At 36.4% G+C, this 15,629-nt stretch carries 13 protein-coding genes and 1 other RNA gene; 8 read left to right on the forward strand and 6 right to left on the reverse strand.

The window, feature by feature from the left end; genetic code table 11:
* Positions 1-175: 175 nt before the first annotated feature.
* Entirely contained in the window at positions 176-784 is a 609-nt protein-coding gene (gene pyrE, locus ATCC51562_RS00155; protein WP_021090217.1) for an orotate phosphoribosyltransferase, read from the reverse strand.
* 119 nt (positions 785-903) lie between these two features.
* On the opposite strand from pyrE, the gene ATCC51562_RS00160 reads away from it, so the two are divergent.
* From ATCC51562_RS00160 to thyX, 3 genes are all read left to right on the forward strand, one after another.
* Positions 904-2,271, forward strand: coding sequence for a Na+/H+ antiporter NhaC family protein (locus ATCC51562_RS00160; RefSeq protein ID WP_035167037.1), 1,368 nt, complete (start codon positions 904-906; stop codon positions 2,269-2,271).
* Positions 2,272-2,391: 120 nt separating this feature from the next.
* Positions 2,392-4,845, forward strand: a complete 2,454-nt coding sequence (flgE, locus tag ATCC51562_RS00165) for a flagellar hook protein FlgE (protein ID WP_035167088.1) — start codon at positions 2,392-2,394, stop codon at positions 4,843-4,845.
* A 118-nt stretch (positions 4,846-4,963) separates the two neighbouring features.
* On the forward strand, positions 4,964-5,593 hold the full coding sequence (thyX, locus tag ATCC51562_RS00170; protein WP_021090313.1) for an FAD-dependent thymidylate synthase: 630 nt from the start codon (positions 4,964-4,966) through the stop codon (positions 5,591-5,593).
* Positions 5,594-5,645: 52 nt separating this feature from the next.
* Here the strand turns inward: thyX and ATCC51562_RS00175 are convergent, their stop codons facing one another.
* The 4 genes from ATCC51562_RS00175 to ruvC form a co-directional block, all read right to left on the reverse strand.
* On the reverse strand, positions 5,646-6,752 hold the full coding sequence (locus tag ATCC51562_RS00175; RefSeq protein ID WP_021090266.1) for a DNA adenine methylase: 1,107 nt from the start codon (positions 6,750-6,752) through the stop codon (positions 5,646-5,648).
* A gap of 1 nt (position 6,753) precedes the next feature.
* Positions 6,754-7,269 (reverse strand): S-ribosylhomocysteine lyase, encoded by a 516-nt coding sequence (gene luxS, locus ATCC51562_RS00180; protein WP_021090295.1) that lies wholly within the window; start codon positions 7,267-7,269, stop codon positions 6,754-6,756.
* A gap of 135 nt (positions 7,270-7,404) precedes the next feature.
* Positions 7,405-8,094, reverse strand: coding sequence for an MOSC domain-containing protein (locus ATCC51562_RS00185; protein ID WP_021090277.1), 690 nt, complete (start codon positions 8,092-8,094; stop codon positions 7,405-7,407).
* A gap of 16 nt (positions 8,095-8,110) precedes the next feature.
* On the reverse strand, positions 8,111-8,590 hold the full coding sequence (gene ruvC / locus ATCC51562_RS00190; protein WP_199906036.1) for a crossover junction endodeoxyribonuclease RuvC: 480 nt from the start codon (positions 8,588-8,590) through the stop codon (positions 8,111-8,113).
* Positions 8,591-8,712: 122 nt separating this feature from the next.
* Between ruvC and dnaA the strand changes: the two genes are divergently transcribed.
* From dnaA to ATCC51562_RS00215, 5 genes are all read left to right on the forward strand, one after another.
* Positions 8,713-10,023 carry a chromosomal replication initiator protein DnaA gene (gene dnaA, locus ATCC51562_RS00195; RefSeq protein ID WP_021090297.1) on the forward strand — a complete coding sequence of 437 codons (1,311 nt, stop codon included), beginning with the start codon at positions 8,713-8,715 and terminating at the stop codon, positions 10,021-10,023.
* Positions 10,024-10,177: 154 nt separating this feature from the next.
* Positions 10,178-11,251 carry a DNA polymerase III subunit beta gene (gene dnaN / locus ATCC51562_RS00200; protein WP_021090311.1) on the forward strand — a complete coding sequence of 358 codons (1,074 nt, stop codon included), beginning with the start codon at positions 10,178-10,180 and terminating at the stop codon, positions 11,249-11,251.
* A gap of 14 nt (positions 11,252-11,265) precedes the next feature.
* Positions 11,266-13,575, forward strand: coding sequence for a DNA topoisomerase (ATP-hydrolyzing) subunit B (gene gyrB / locus ATCC51562_RS00205; protein WP_021090364.1), 2,310 nt, complete (start codon positions 11,266-11,268; stop codon positions 13,573-13,575).
* 17 nt (positions 13,576-13,592) lie between these two features.
* Entirely contained in the window at positions 13,593-14,207 is a 615-nt protein-coding gene (gene queF / locus ATCC51562_RS00210; protein ID WP_021090259.1) for a preQ(1) synthase, read from the forward strand.
* Complete coding sequence (locus ATCC51562_RS00215) at positions 14,207-15,442, forward strand: HD domain-containing protein (protein WP_021090287.1); 1,236 nt, start codon at positions 14,207-14,209, stop codon at positions 15,440-15,442. Before queF ends, ATCC51562_RS00215 begins: the two co-directional genes overlap by 1 nt.
* On the opposite strand, the gene ffs is transcribed toward ATCC51562_RS00215, so the two are convergent.
* Positions 15,429-15,526: signal recognition particle sRNA small type (gene ffs, locus ATCC51562_RS09480), an RNA gene on the reverse strand. The genes ATCC51562_RS00215 and ffs overlap by 14 nt on opposite strands.
* Between the last annotated feature and the right edge of the window lie 103 nt (positions 15,527-15,629).

Below are 15,629 nucleotides of genomic sequence, written 5' to 3' on the forward strand. Positions count from 1 at the left end.
TAATTCATACCAATATAAAAGACAGATTACTTTTAAAAATTAAACTATAAATTTTTATTGAAATGATTTGAAGTATTGATTAAAATTTTTCTATAAGTACTATTTTGGATTTTCTAAAAATTTTAGCTATCGATCAATTTTAAAAAGAAAGATAGCTATATTTATAGTATAAATTTTAGTTGCCTCTGCTTCCAGGTTTGATCGCTTTGCTTCCATTTTTACAAAGTGGGCAATGCTCAGGCTCATAAATTTCAAACTCAAAATTTCCTAAAGCAAAAAATGGCTTATCGCTTGGCAGTTTAGCATTTGGCTTAGCCTCATTGTCTAAATTTGTAACCTTACAAAAGCCACGATTCGCAAGTGCTGCAAAGCCAACTACCTCACCACCAAGGCTCTCTATCACGTGCGCTGCTTCAAGTGCTGAGCCGCCAGTCGTGATGATATCTTCACAAACGATAAATTTCTCACCTTTTTTCACTTCAAATCCGCGCCTAAGGCTCATTACCTTTTCAACTCGCTCTGTAAAGATAAAACGCTTCTTTGCTGCGCGAGCTAGCTCATAGCCAGCTAAAATTCCTCCAAGTGCAGGCGAGCAAACGCTATCAAATTTAATGTCAAATTTCTCTATCACACGGGCAAGCTCATCAGCTAGCTTTCCAGCCAAAGCTGGGTCTTCAAGCACCTTTGCACTTTGGAGATAAAACTGCGAGTGATTGCCACTACTTAGTAAAAAATGCCCCTCTAAATATGCCCCAGCCTCTTTATAAATTTTCTCTAAATCCATCGTTTTTTCCTTTTAAAATTTACTCAAAATCTTAACACAAGCCCACTTAAGCCACTCTTTTTAAAATTTAATAAGCCACACATTTGTATAATCTCTCAACACTCACAAAAAGGACGCTCATGCTTATTTTTAACCCTGTTGTTTTTAGCATTTTGGTAATGACGATACTTTGTCTATTGCGTTTTAACATTTTGCTTTCTATCCTTATCTCTGCTCTTGTTGCGGGAGTAATGTATAAGCATGGATTTAGTGGATTTGAAAGTGGCATTGCAGATGGGATTGATAGCCTCTTTACAGCCCTAAAAGAGACTACACAAAGCCTCATAAGCGGTATGCAAGGCAATCTTGAAACATCGCTTAGTTATATTTTACTTGGTGCTTTAGCAGCCGCTATCGCAAATACAAATTTAACTGCTATCTTGATAAATGCTTTGAGTAAATTTCTTAGCTCAAATAAAGTGATTTTTATACTAACTATTGCATTTATAGCATGCTTATCTCAAAATTTAATCCCAGTTCACATAGCTTTTATACCTATTTTGATCCCGCCACTTCTTGCTATTATGAACAAAATGGGAATAGATAGACGTGCCGTAGCTTGTGCTTTGACATTTGGTCTTCAAGCACCTTATGTAAGCCTTAGCGTTGGCTTTGGTCTGCTTTTTCACAATATCTTAAAAAAAGAGCTAGCAAATAACGGCATAACCACATCTATTTCTGATATATCTTCTGTTATGTGGATAGGTGGTGCTTCTATGCTTATCGGACTTATCCTCGCCATACTTTTTTATGGTAAAAAAAGAGATTATAAAACTTCAAAATTTGAAAAAGAAGAGCTTGATGAGATCGAGCGCGCAAAAAGCCTTGAGATGACTAAAAAAGAGTGGGCGGTTTTAGCTGGTGCAGTTGTGGCTTTTGGTGTGCAAATTTATACTGAGCTACTACCTCTTGGTGCATTACTTGGACTTTTGGTTATGGTCGTTTTTGGCGGTATCGAATACAAAAAAGTAGATAAGATCATGGATAACGGCCTTGCTATGATGGGATTTATCGCTTTTATCATGCTAGTTGCTGCAGGTTATGGCACTATCCTAAGAGAGAGTGGCGGAATAGACGAGCTTGTAAAATACGCTAGCTTGGTATCTGGCGGCAAGATAGGCGGAGCATTTTTGATGCTTCTTATTGGTCTTCTCGTTACGATGGGTATAGGCACTAGCTTTGGTACGATACCTATTTTAGCTTCTATCTACGTGCCACTATGCGTTAGCCTTGGTTTTGGCGTACCAGCCATTATCTTGTTAGTTGGCATAGCTGCAGCTCTAGGAGATGCTGGAAGTCCTGCAAGCGATAGCACACTTGGGCCAACAAGCGGTCTAAATGCTGATGGTGAACACAACCACATATATGATACTTGTGTACCTACATTTATATTTTTTAACATACCACTCATCATCGGTGGCATCGTTGGAGCTATGATACTTGGATAAAATTTGGCGTTAATTACGCCAAATTTCTTTTTATTTCTTCTACTCTTTATCAATATAAATTTTGGAACATCTTTTGCTTTTGAAAAATATAAAAATTTAAAATGCAAAAAGGATAAGTCAATGATGAGATCACTTTGGTCTGGTGTTTCAGGCCTACAAGCCCACCAGATAGCCATGGACGTAGAAGGCAATAATATCGCAAACGTTAATACTTATGGTTATAAATACAACCGTGCAAATTTTGCTGATATACTAAGCCAAACTCCAAGAGTTGCTACTGCTCCACAAGGTCAGCTAGGCGGTCAAAATGCTATGCAAATAGGTCTAGGAACGACTATAAACTCAACTACGAGAATTTTCTCACAAGGTACACTAACCTCTACTGATAAGCAAACAGACCTTGCACTTCAAGGAAATGGCTTCTTCGTCGTATCTCCAGATGGCGGAACAACAAGATACTATACAAGAAATGGTGACTTTGTCCGTGATAAAGCTGGAAATTTTGTAAACAATAGTGGTTATATCGTTCAAGGCTGGACAAGAGATGAAGAGACTGGCACTATCGACTCAACTGGACCGATAAAAAATATCGTGATAAAAGAGGGTCTTACTACTCCAGCAAGAGCGACAACAGAAGTAAAGATAAAAGGCAACCTTGACTCAGGCAACACCATCGACCAAAGAAGCACTCCTATTTATTCACTAGACTCGGTTGCTGGTGGACGTGACTATAACAATGACGGAATTTTAAATGCAAACGAAGTCCATAACGAGAATGATGTAAATAATGATCAGTTTTATACAAACTCGAAAAAAGAGCAAAATTTAACAGAGCGTGGCGTCGATCTTGGTGTTACATTTGATGAGCTTGGAAATGGCCTTGCTTTAAGAGATGGACAAGGTATCTGGGTTAGCTATGCAAATGCTAAAACTGAAAAATTTATAGTAGGAAGTGGATTGCCACAAAGTATCGGACAGATAAATCCAAAAGCAACACTTAATATCACAATAAATGGTACTACTATAAAATCTCAAGATAATGCAATATCAAGTATCAGTGATGTTGCAGCTGCGATCAATGCTCAGTATAATAAAACTGGTGTTAGAGCTGAAATTTCAGAAGGTAATAAACTAACACTTATAAATAGAAATAACTCAGGCACTACTGAAGAGACAAAAAATATCCATCTAAAAATAAATGGTGGCAATACAGTTGCTGGTTTAGCTGATAAAGATATCATCACAGCTTATCAATATGTCTATACAAGCTCACAAACAACAGCCGTTCATCCAAATAACGATAAAATCGCAAGACAAGTAACAACAACAGAAGATCTTCGCGCTGCTATGCAAGAAGATGCTAGAAACCACGTTGACTACAACGGCGACGGCCAAATAAGAGCAAACTCAGATGCACTTGATGCGGCGAAACTAGCAACCGCAGCACATAGAATAGCACCTGGAACTGGTGGAGCAGCTTTGGCTGGAAATCCATATCAAACAGATTATAATACTGCTTACAACAATGAAATAGCTTTAGGTCATACGCCAGATGATGCTCATGCAGCTGGTATCGCAGCACTTCAAGCACTTGCAGGTGATGATACAAATGATGGTGTAAAGATCACTGTAAATAAACTAGGTCAATTTCAACTAGAAAATCCATCAAATGAAGTAGCAGATCATGCACTTTATATGACAACAACTGCTCTTACAAAGCCAGCTCAAGGTACAAATAATTCAGCTGTAAATGAAAATGTTAGACTTACAACTATTATGAAAGCACTTGATGGCGCACTAAGCCCGGGTCAAGCTCTAAGAGCAAGTGGCAAGATGATGATGTCAAGCCACGGCTCAACGGCAGAAATTTTTGACTCACTTGGCTCAAAACACACAGTTAGTATCAAATGGACAAAGACAGGTACTACAACAGATGGCGGAACTGAGTGGAGCATGGTTATACAAGTGCCAGAGCCAGCTAAGATAAACTACACAGGCGAAGGTCCAGATAATGTTATAACTGGAACAGCTAGATTTAACGCAAATGGCTCACTTGCAAGTTTTCACCCAGCAACGATAACATTTTCAGCTAACAACGGTTCACAAAGTGGTCAAAACATTAGCTTAAATTTTGGTCTGGGAACTGATTTTAACGGCTTAACAAGCTTTGATAAAGACTCATCAACTGAGTCAATCTCACAAGATGGCTACACAGGTGGCACATTAAACGGCATAAAAATAGATGAGACCGGAACGATAATAGGTTCATTTTCAAATGGTCAAAGCTTTGGCCTGGCTAAAGTAGCACTTGCTACCTTTACAAATAATGAAGGTCTTCAAAGTGAGGGAGGAAACGTATTTTCACAAACTGCAAACTCAGGTGAAGCAGTTATCGGTGCAGCTGGTACAGGCGATAAGGGAACGATCGCAGCTTCAAAACTTGAAGCTAGTAACGTCGATCTAAGCCGTGCGCTAACAGATCTTATCGTTATCCAAAGAGGTTTCCAAGCAAACTCAAAAACGATCACAACAAGTGATGAGATGCTAAATACACTTCTTCAATTAAAACAATAATAACTAATACTTTTACAAAAGGGAGCGTTTGTCTCCCTTTGAAATTTATGCTTTAAATTTACAAATAAAATCAGCCTTCTTTTTGTAAAATGCTAAAAAATTTTACAAAAGAGAAAAAATGCAAGTAACACTACTAAATCACACTCCACTAAATATCTGCTCACACGCGATCCGCACATGCTGGCAAAGCTTTGAAAAAGGTGATAACGGCGGCGAAAAAGATGTTGAGCTAATAGATAGAGTAGGCAATAAATTTAAACACGCTTCAACGCTAGAGCACCTATACTATAACTTCTACATCCAAGGTATCTCTCGTGCACTACTTCAAGAGCTAGCTCGTCACCGCTTAGCAAGCCTAAGCGTCAAATCAACTCGCTACACACTAAAAGAGCTAAAAAAAGAGGAAAAATTTGAAGTAGGGCAGTTTGAGCGTGCAGCTAAATTTATCGTGCTAACAAATGACGAGTTAGTCGATAACGCAAGCATAAAAGCACTTGAAAATTTGCGTGAAATTTTAGCCTCAACTACAAAAAGCCTTGACATCGTCAAATACTGCTTGCCAGAGTGCTATAAAACTGAGCTTACATGGAGCATAAACGCTAGAAGCTTGCAAAATTTCATCTCTCTAAGAAGCTCAAAATCAGCCCTTTGGGAGATAAGAAATTTAGCAAATGCTATCTACGATGTCTTACCTGAAGAACATAAATTTATCTTTGAAAAATGCTTGCCAGATGATGAGCAAAACTAACATTTACGTTAGTGTGGTTTGTGATTTAGAAGCAATGAAACGAGAGCTAAATTTACTTTTTTAGAACGTAAAGAAGCTCGTCTACGTGGATGTTTCTAGCTTTTAAATTTCTGCTACCGCGGTAGGCGTTATACTTTTGACGCAATAGTTGAACTTTGCCCATTTTATTTAGATTTTGATCAAATTCCTCTTGATTGATAAAGCCCTCTGAGTTAAACGAGATGAGGACAAATTTTGCCTTTAAATCTGATATGAGCTCAAAAAAAGCCTCGCTTGCTGATGATTTTTTATTAAAAACTGATCTGTTCCAGTCCTTTGCAATGCCTGAAACTTTTGAAATTTTACTTGGTTCCTCGTAGCTTGCGATGAGATTTAGCATGAAATAGTTTGAGCCGTATGGGTGCTGGTTATAAGGTGGATCAAGATAGACTAGATCAAGCCCATCAAGCTCTTTTGCGAGCAAATTTGCGTCCTTTTGATAGACCTCAAAAGGTACGTTAAAATTTGAAAAAATAGGCTTAGTCAAACTTATATCAGAAGTGATCCTCGATATGGCATTTTGCCCCTGTCCTCCAAACTGACCGATACCCTCTTTATTTTTATGAAAACCTTTAAAAATTCCACTTGTATTTGCATGTACACTTGCATTATAAAGTAGTGGAGCTATGAAAAATTTCCTCATTTCAGCAGGCATTAGCTCATCTATGAGCCTTCTTGCGGTGTCAATGAATATGGCATTTTTTCTAGTATAAAAAACTCTCTCGCCCTCGGTAATATTTTTATCATCTTGTGGGGCATAAAGTCTTGTTATAAAGCCCTCAGAAAGGTTATCTTCTATCTCTTTTTCAAGCTTTTTTTGCCAGAAATTTATCTCATTTTTTATTTCATTTGTGGCGTTTTGCAGGTAGCATGAGTTTGTGATAAAGCTGTAAAGCTCCAAGTCGTTTGCAACTATAAATTCGCTATTTTGCTTTAAAAACCTAGCCACCACGCCACTTCCACTAAAGAGGTCGCAGCAGCTAAGCTTCTCTTTTTTTAGCTCGTCTTTTGCATACTTTACGCCTTGTTCTATAAAGCCTAAAAGTGAGCGTTTGTTGCCAAGATAGGTTAAAATTTGCTCTTCTAGATAGGCTTGATTTTCTAACTTAGTCGTCTTCAAATTAATGCTTTTTTAGTCCCATGGCATCAAGATCAAGTTTGATCTCTTCATTGTTTATGATTACTAGGCCTTGGGCTAAAATTTTGTTTGCTATGTTATGTGCTTCATCAAGTGAGTGCATCTTGTAAGTGCCGCATTGAAATTTATTTAGCTCTGGAATTTTATCTTGGTCTTTGACCTCTAAAATATCTTTCATAGAGGCTAACCATGCCTTTTTTACGGCTTCTTCGCTAGGTGTGCCAATGACACTCATATAAAAGCCAGTTCTACAGCCCATCGGTGAGATGTCAATGATCTCTACGCCGTTGCCGTTTAGATGGTTTCTCATAAAGCCAGCAAATAAATGCTCTAATGTATGGGTACCTTTTTCTGGCAAAATTTCTTCATTTGGCTTGCAAAATCTCAAGTCAAAAACACTGATATCATCGCCCTTTGGCGTTTTCATACTTTTTGCTAGTCTTACTCCTGGGGCTTGCATTTTCACATGATCTACACAAAAACTATCAAGTAATGGCATATCTTCTCCTTTAAATTTTTGGTAATTCTATCGTAAAAAATGTTTAAAAATTTAAAGGCTCATGAAAAATTTTACATAAGCCTTGTAATATCTGAATGTTTGTGAGTATTAAAATAACAAAACTTTTACTTACTATTATAAATTTCTCATATATTCCGTACTATAAATACCTTGAACACGTCTTTCCATGTCACCATACCAACTTTTTGGAAGAGTGGTAAGAGAATTAAATTTCTCTAGTAAATTTAAATTTTTATTTGGTTCGTAAAAGAGCCTATTTATCTCTAAAATGCTCATATGAACTGGATCTTTTTCTATAACTTCTATCACGTCGCCCACTTTGCACGATCCTGGTGTTATAACGCGGTAATACCAGCCAGTAAGACCAGTTTCAAAGATGTGAGTAGCCATATTTTCATTGCCCCATCTTCTTGAGAGCTTAAAGCATGGTTTTCTAGGCTGCGAGACTTGAAGCACAAGTGAGCCCACCTTATGGATATCGCCCACATATACGCAGCTCTCATCAAGCCCATCAACACATAAATTCTCCCCCATAGCTCCATAAGCCATATTTTTTAATCCTAAAAAACTCTCCCAATCGGCGTAATTTGCAAATGAATTTGCAAAAACTGCCTTTTCAGGGCCGCCATGGTGCTTTGTATCAGCGACACTATCACCCTCAAAGCCAAGTTCATTTGCAAAAATTTCATCATTTTGAGCTACTTTAAATATAGCTGAACTCCATGGTGTATTTAGCTTATTAGTAGCACTTTGCGAGCCATAATTTTTCACCTCGCCAATTAATAATGCTTTTACTATTACCATCTTTTTCCTATTAAATTTAGTTTATTCTTAAATTATTCGCGTGAGTTAGCGCGATCGCGATCGCATCGGTGATATCAAGCGGTTTTATCTCTTTATTTATGCCTAAAATTTTTTTAACCATAAATGCCACTTGCTCTTTGTCAGCCTTTGCCTTGCCAGTAACCGTTTTTTTCACCTGAAGTGGCGTATATTCGGCAAAGTCCCCATGAAGCTGTAAAATTTTAAGGCTAAGTGCTCCGCGAAACTGAGCGAGTTTTAAAACCGTTTTTGGGTTGTAGGCAAAAAATATATCTTCGATCGCGACCTCGTCGAATTTATGATTTTTAAAGATGAGATCAAGCCCCTCGCAAAGCTCGGTAATCTGATATTGAAGTGTGTTTGGTTTTATTTTTATGAGTCCTGCTTCAAGAAGAGTAGTTTTCAATTTATTTTTTTCAAGTATTGCATAACCACAATTCTTCGTACCTGGGTCGATTCCTAAAATTTTCATCACTATCTTTTCAATACTTTTTCACGACTTTTTCACGATGTGAAAAAGTTTGTCAGAGTTTAACAAAGGTTTTATTAAAATTAAGATAGTATCACTATAAAAATTCTCGAAATTTAAGGCATAAAAATTTGATAGCAGACGAAATTTTAGAAAATCTTTCAACACAAATTTCACCTGAAGAATACCAAAGTTATATCAAACAATTAAAATTTAACGAAAAGGCTTCAGACGATCATATTATCGTATTTACTGCACCAAATGAGTTAATGGCTAAATTTATAAATACAAGATATGCTGATAAAATCGCTCATCTATATGAAGTTAGAACAGGCATAAAACCAAATATAGAAATTTCATCTACTAAAAGTAGCAAGATATCAAAACAAAATCAAATAAATGTTAAGCAAATAAAAACACAAAGTAGCATTTTAAATCCAAGCTACACATTTGAAAATTTTGTCTGTGGAGCGTCAAATCAATACGCATTTTTAAGCGCAAAAGCAGCCGCTGAAAAACCTGGCGTACTTTATAATCCACTTTTTATCTACGGCACGACGGGACTTGGCAAGACTCACTTACTCCAGTCAGTCGGAAATCACTGCCTAAATAAAGGAAAAACCGTTATTTGCGTAACTAGCGAACAATTTATGATAGATTTTACCAGTCACATAAATAACCACTCAATGCCAAAATTTCGTGAGAAATATAGAAACTGCGATGTTTTACTAATAGACGATGTGCAGTTTCTTGGTAAAACTGATAAAATCCAAGAGGAATTTTTCAACACATATAATGAACTTTTAGCAAAAAATGGTCAAATAGTTATGACTTCAGATCGACCTCCAAAGACACTAAAAGGCTTTGAAGATAGGATGATTTCAAGATTTGATAAGGCTTTTATGGCTGATATTACGCCACCTGAACTTGATACAAAGATAGCCATAATCATCAAAAAATGTGAGTTTGATAAAATCGATCTAAATAAAGAGGTTATAAACTACATAGCTACAAACATGGGAGATAATATCCGTGAGATAGAGGGAGCTATCATAAATTTAAACGTATTTAAAACTCTTATGAAAGAAGAGATCACACTCGATCTTGCAAAAAGTATATTAAAAGATCTAATCAAAGAAAAACGTGAAAATATAAATTTCGATACTATCGTTGAAATAGTTAGTAAAGAGCTAAATATAAAACAAAGTGATATAAAAAGCAAATCAAGAGTTACAAATATCGTAGAAGCAAGACGAATCATCATATATCTTGCAAAGATGCTTACAACAAACTCAATGCCACAAATCGCAAACTATTTTGGTATGAAGGATCACAGTGCCGTTAGTCATAATATTAAAAAGATAAATGAGCTAATACAAACTAATGAAATTTTTAGTCTAAAAGTTACTGAATTAAAAAACAAAATTTTGACAAAAGGATAAAATACAATATGAAATTTGTGAATAAATGTGAAAAGGAAAATATAATTTTTCACATTTCAAATAGCTGTATTTCGATGTTTAAAAGTACTTTTCACTTTTTAACATCACCTACTAAAACAAAAAAATTAAATTTAAAAATAGAAGGAAGTTTTTAATGAAAGTTTTAATAAACAAAAATATGCTTGAAAGCATAGTAACAAATACAAATCCATATCTTGAAAAAAGAGATCTTAGTGCTATAACTTCTCACATTTATATCTCAGCAAAAGATGGTGTTTTAAACATAAAAGCAACTGATCATGAAATAGGCCTAGCATATAAGCTAAGTAATGTAAAAATCGTTGATGAAGGTTACGCAACTGCAAATGGTAAAAAACTACTTGACATTATAAAAAGTCTAAAAGACGAAGAAGTAATGTTAGAAACTGTAAATAACTATCTTTATATAAAACAAAAAAACTCAAAATACAAACTTCCAATGTATAAATTTGAAGATTTCCCAGAGTTTCCAACGATTGAGGGCAAATCAAAATTTGATGTTGATGCTGTTATGTTAGGAAGAAGTTTAAAGAAAATTTTACCAAGTATTGATAGCAATAACCCAAAATTTGAACTAAACGGAGCTTTTCTTGATATTAAAAAAGACTTTATAAATATCGTTGGTACTGATACGAGAAGACTTAGTATGTTTAGATTTCAAACACCAACAGAAAAAGAATTTTCACTTATAATCCCTAAAAAAGCTATCAATGAAATACAAAAACTATTTTTTGACAAGATAGAAATTTACTATGATGAAAATATCTTAATAGCTCAAAGCCAAAATTTTGAATTTTTCACAAAACTTATAAATGGCAAATTTCCAGATTACGAGCGTGTAATACCAAAAGAGGTAAGAAAAAGACTTCAACTAAGTAGAGATAAGATGATAGAGGGCATAAAAACTATCTCAATGCTAAGTGATACAATGAAAATATCTTTTGCGAAAGATAATATAACATTTGAAAGTGTTATAGAAGATAATTCTGAAGCAAAAACTACAATAGATTATCAAACTGGTTTAGAGCTTGGAGATGAATTTTTCATAGGTATAAAAAATAGATATCTACTTGACTTTTTAAGTAGCATCGAGGATGAAAATTTTGAGCTTGGATTTAATGAAAGCTCACTAGCATTTGTTGTAAATTCAAAAGAATTAACAACAGTAATAATGCCGATAAATTTATAAGATAAGGCAAGATTATGGAAAATAATTACGGCGCAGAAAATATCAAAGTACTAAAAGGGCTTGAGGCGGTCAGGAAGCGCCCGGGCATGTATATAGGCGATACTAATATAAGCGGTCTTCACCATATGATCTATGAAGTAGTTGATAACTCTATCGACGAAGCAATGGCAGGATATTGTGATACGATCGATGTTGAGCTTACACGTGAGGGCTCAGCGATCATTAGTGATAATGGCCGTGGTATCCCAGTGGATATGCACCCAACTGAAAAAATTTCAGCTGCGACTGTTGTTCTAACTGTGCTTCACGCTGGTGGTAAATTTGACAAGGATACTTATAAAGTCTCTGGCGGTCTTCACGGCGTTGGTGTATCTGTCGTAAATGCCCTTTCTAAAAAGCTAGTCGTAAATATCAAACGTGATGGCAAACTTCACAGACAAGAATTTGCAAAAGGCATCCCTCAAAGCGATCTTGAAGTTATAAAAACTACAAATCGCACAGGCACTCAAGTTGAGTTTTGGCCAGATGATAGCATATTTGAAGTGACTGAATTTGATGATGAAATTTTAGTAAAAAGATTTCGCGAGCTAGCATATCTAAACCCAAAGATAACTATAAATTTTAAAGATCAAAGAAATGGCAGGAGCGAGAGCTTTCATTTTGAGGGCGGACTTGAGAGCTTTGTAACTGATATGAACAAGGCAAATGCTGTCAGTAAAGCAGTATCATTTAGCGGTGGCGAAGATGACGTTATGGTTGATTTTGCCTTGCTTTACAACGACACTTACAGTGAAAATTTACTAAGCTTTGTAAATAATATCAAAACTCCAGATGGCGGTACGCACGAAGCTGGATTTAGAGCGGGCCTTACAAGAGTTATCACAAACTACGTTCAAGCAAACGCTGCTGCACGTGAAAAAGATACAAAGATAACTGGCGAAGATATCCGCGAGGGACTTATTGCAGTTGTGAGCGTAAAAGTGCCAGAGCCGCAGTTTGAGGGACAAACAAAGGGTAAACTAGGATCAAGCTACGTAAAACCTATCGTTCAAAAGATGGTTTTTGACGTGCTTACAAAGTATTTTGAAGAAAATCCTATCGAAGCAAGAGCGATAATGGATAAAGCTCTAATGGCAGCTCGTGGTAGAGAAGCGGCTAAAAAAGCTAGGGATCTAACTCGTAAAAAAGAGAGCATGAGCGTAGGCACACTCCCTGGCAAACTAGCTGATTGTCAGAGTAAAGATCCAGTCATAAGTGAGCTATACCTAGTGGAGGGTGACTCTGCGGGTGGTTCTGCAAAGCAGGGACGTGATAGAGTTTTTCAAGCGATATTGCCGCTTAAGGGTAAAATTCTAAACGTTGAAAAGGCAAGACTGGATAAAATTTTAAAATCTGATGAGATAAAAAATATGATAACAGCGTTAGGCTGCGGTATCGGAGATGAATTCGACGCTGAGAAGCTTAGATATCATAAGATCATCATCATGACCGATGCCGATGTTGATGGTAGCCACATCCAGACGCTGCTTTTAACTTTCTTCTTTAGATTTTTAAATAAAGTTGTAGAAAATGGCCACATCTACCTAGCTCAGCCACCACTTTACCGCTATAAAAAAGGTAAGAAAGAAATTTATCTAAAAGATGAAAAGGCGCTAAACGAATTTCTTATCGAAACTGGCATAGAAGGTGTTGATATAGAGGGTATAGGCAGTGCTGATTTGATTGATTTCTTAAAGATCGTTGCAGCTTATAGAAGCGTCTTAAAAGAGCTTGAAAAACGCTTTAACGTCCTTTCAGCGATCCGCTATATGATAGAAAATCCAGACATCGTTTCAAAAAGCTACAATGAAATTTTTGAAATTTTAAAGGATTTCTTAAAAGCTGAGGGTCACAACATCTTAAACCACTACGTTAGCGAAGATGAGGTTAGAATTTATGTCCAAACTGAAAGCGGCTTAGAAGAGCTTGTAGTAAATGAAAATTTATTCACAAATCCACTTTATGAAGAGGCACTTTACATCAGCCAAAAGATAAAAGAGCGCGGCCTAGACTTGCATAGTGACGTTATAGACGTGCTTGATGAAGTAGAGAAAAATGCGAAGAAAGGTGCATATATCCAGCGCTACAAAGGTCTTGGTGAGATGAACCCTGAGCAGCTTTGGGAGACTACGATGAACCCTGAGAACAGAAGACTTTTAAAGATCGATATAAATGACGCTATAAGCGCTTCTGATACGTTTAATCTCTTTATGGGCGATGAGGTCGAGCCAAGAAGAAATTACATCCAAGACCACGCAAAAGACGTTAAACACTTGGATATTTAAAAGAAAAAGGATAAAAAATGAGCGAAGAGATGAAGTATGGCGAGAAAATTTTGAAAGAATTTGACGTAGAGAGTGACCTTGAGGTCTGGGAAAATAAGCAAATAAGGGACTATGTCATAAAGATCACTCTGCCTGAGTTTTGCTGCCTTTGCCCTCGCTCTGGTTATCCTGACTTTGCGACGATATATCTTGAATACATCCCAAACAAGCTAGTTGTCGAGCTAAAAGCGATAAAGCTTTATATAAATAGCTTTATGAGCCGCAACATCAGCCATGAAGATAGTATAAATGAAATTTACTCTGTTTTAGAGAAAAAACTTGAGCCAAAATTTATGAAGATAGTGGGCGACTTTAACCCACGTGGAAATGTTCATACGGTTATTGAGATCAGCTCCGATCTAGTTGTAAAAAAGCCAGTTGAAGAGAAAGAATTTGCTCCAAAAAGTAGGGAGAGAAGCTTTAGCGATAAGCCACGTGAGAGACGAAGTACTAGTGATCGTGGCAATAGAGGCAGCAGAGATGATAAATTTAAAAAAGATGATAAGCCAAGAAGAAGCTCAAACAAAGAGGGCTTTAGAAAGATAAGCTATGCCGATGATAAGAAGCCAAAAGTAGTCAAAAAGGATAAATAATGATAAGTGCTAAGCTTATAGAACATATCTTTAAAGCAGCATCTATATCACGTTGGAACGACTATCCAAAGATGACAAATTTAGTCGAGCTTGATAAGCAGGCTCATAAATTTATCATCGCTTATTTCATAGCAAAACAAGAACAAGATGCCGATATGAACTATATCATTGAGGCTGGAATTTTTGAGTTTTTAAGTAGGGTCGTGGTCACTGACATACGTCCAGATGTCTTTCATCATATACAAAAGACAAAAAAAGAGCAGATAAATAGCTGGGTTTTAAGTAATCTTGATAGCCTTATTTCAGATATTGAAAATGGCGAGTTTTTAGAGAGATTTAAAAGTTATTTTAAAAGTGATAAAAAGCATGAAAAAGAACGCCTCATCCTAAAAGCAGCTAGCTATCTTGCCACTAGGTGGGAATTTTCTATCGTCTATCAAACGAGCCAATTTTTAAGTGATATAGAAGAGCTTAAAGCTAAGGTTGAAGAGGAGATGGAGGATTATTACGAGCTAATTGGCGTTAGAAAGATCGCTATGAATCAAAAATTAGCCCGCCTTGTAGATCTAAGTGGCAGGCTAAGGTTTCAAAAGCGCTGGGCACAAACGCCTCGCATCCCTGAAACTGCGGTCTTAGGACATATGCTAGTTGTTGCGATACTTAGCTATTTTTATTCACTCAAAGCAAAAGCTTGTAAAAAACGTCTAGAAAATAACTTCTTTTGTGCGCTATTTCACGACCTACCAGAGAGTCTCACAAGGGATATCATAAGCCCTGTGAAATACGGCGTAAAGGGGCTAAATGAGATCATTAGTGAGTATGAGATGAGGCTTATTGATGAGAGGATTTTGCCATTTGTGCCAGAAAAGATCAAAGATGAGTTTAGCTATATCCTTGGCATCAGAAAAGATGGCGAGAAATTTATAAAAGATGAGTTTGAAAATAGGACTTACGAGCGCAAGATCATATGCCACGAAGGGACGATGGAAAACGTAAATGAGGATAAATTTAACCCAATCGATGGTAAAGCACTAAAATACTGCGACAAGCTCTCAGCCTACATAGAAGCTGGAATTTCTATAAGCTACGGTGTCAAATCAAAAGAGCTAACTGACGGCTTTAATAATATGTATAAATTTTTTAGCGAAAAACCTAAGATCGACGGAGTGGATTTTTTAGAAATTTGTGATGATTTTAATGAGCATTTTGGTTTAGAAAGACCCCCTCTCAGATAACTGCGGCACACACTTAATACAAGTGCTCTGCTGTGTTCCCACCCTGAAGCGGTGCTCATAAAAAGCATTGCACAGGTCTAAGAAGGAGCTTCGCAATCATACAGAAACTATACTTAAATTTTGTTTTATAGTTACATTTTTAAAAATTTAGCTTTAAAAGTATATAATCAGCCCAAATTTCATAAAA

The sequence above is a fragment of the Campylobacter concisus ATCC 51562 genome, assembly GCF_000466745.1.
In the GTDB taxonomy this organism is placed as follows: domain Bacteria; phylum Campylobacterota; class Campylobacteria; order Campylobacterales; family Campylobacteraceae; genus Campylobacter_A; species Campylobacter_A concisus_B.

Coding starts and splice junctions, on each gene's coding strand:
- pyrE (WP_021090217.1), bottom strand. CDS start 784: ATGGATTTAGAGAAAATTTATAAAGAGGCTGGGGCATATTTAGAGGGG.
- ATCC51562_RS00160 (WP_035167037.1), top strand. CDS start 904: ATGCTTATTTTTAACCCTGTTGTTTTTAGCATTTTGGTAATGACGATA.
- flgE (WP_035167088.1), top strand. CDS start 2,392: ATGATGAGATCACTTTGGTCTGGTGTTTCAGGCCTACAAGCCCACCAG.
- thyX (WP_021090313.1), top strand. CDS start 4,964: ATGCAAGTAACACTACTAAATCACACTCCACTAAATATCTGCTCACAC.
- luxS (WP_021090295.1), bottom strand. CDS start 7,269: ATGCCATTACTTGATAGTTTTTGTGTAGATCATGTGAAAATGCAAGCC.
- ATCC51562_RS00185 (WP_021090277.1), bottom strand. CDS start 8,094: ATGGTAATAGTAAAAGCATTATTAATTGGCGAGGTGAAAAATTATGGC.
- dnaN (WP_021090311.1), top strand. CDS start 10,178: ATGAAAGTTTTAATAAACAAAAATATGCTTGAAAGCATAGTAACAAAT.
- gyrB (WP_021090364.1), top strand. CDS start 11,266: ATGGAAAATAATTACGGCGCAGAAAATATCAAAGTACTAAAAGGGCTT.
- queF (WP_021090259.1), top strand. CDS start 13,593: ATGAGCGAAGAGATGAAGTATGGCGAGAAAATTTTGAAAGAATTTGAC.
- ATCC51562_RS00215 (WP_021090287.1), top strand. CDS start 14,207: ATGATAAGTGCTAAGCTTATAGAACATATCTTTAAAGCAGCATCTATA.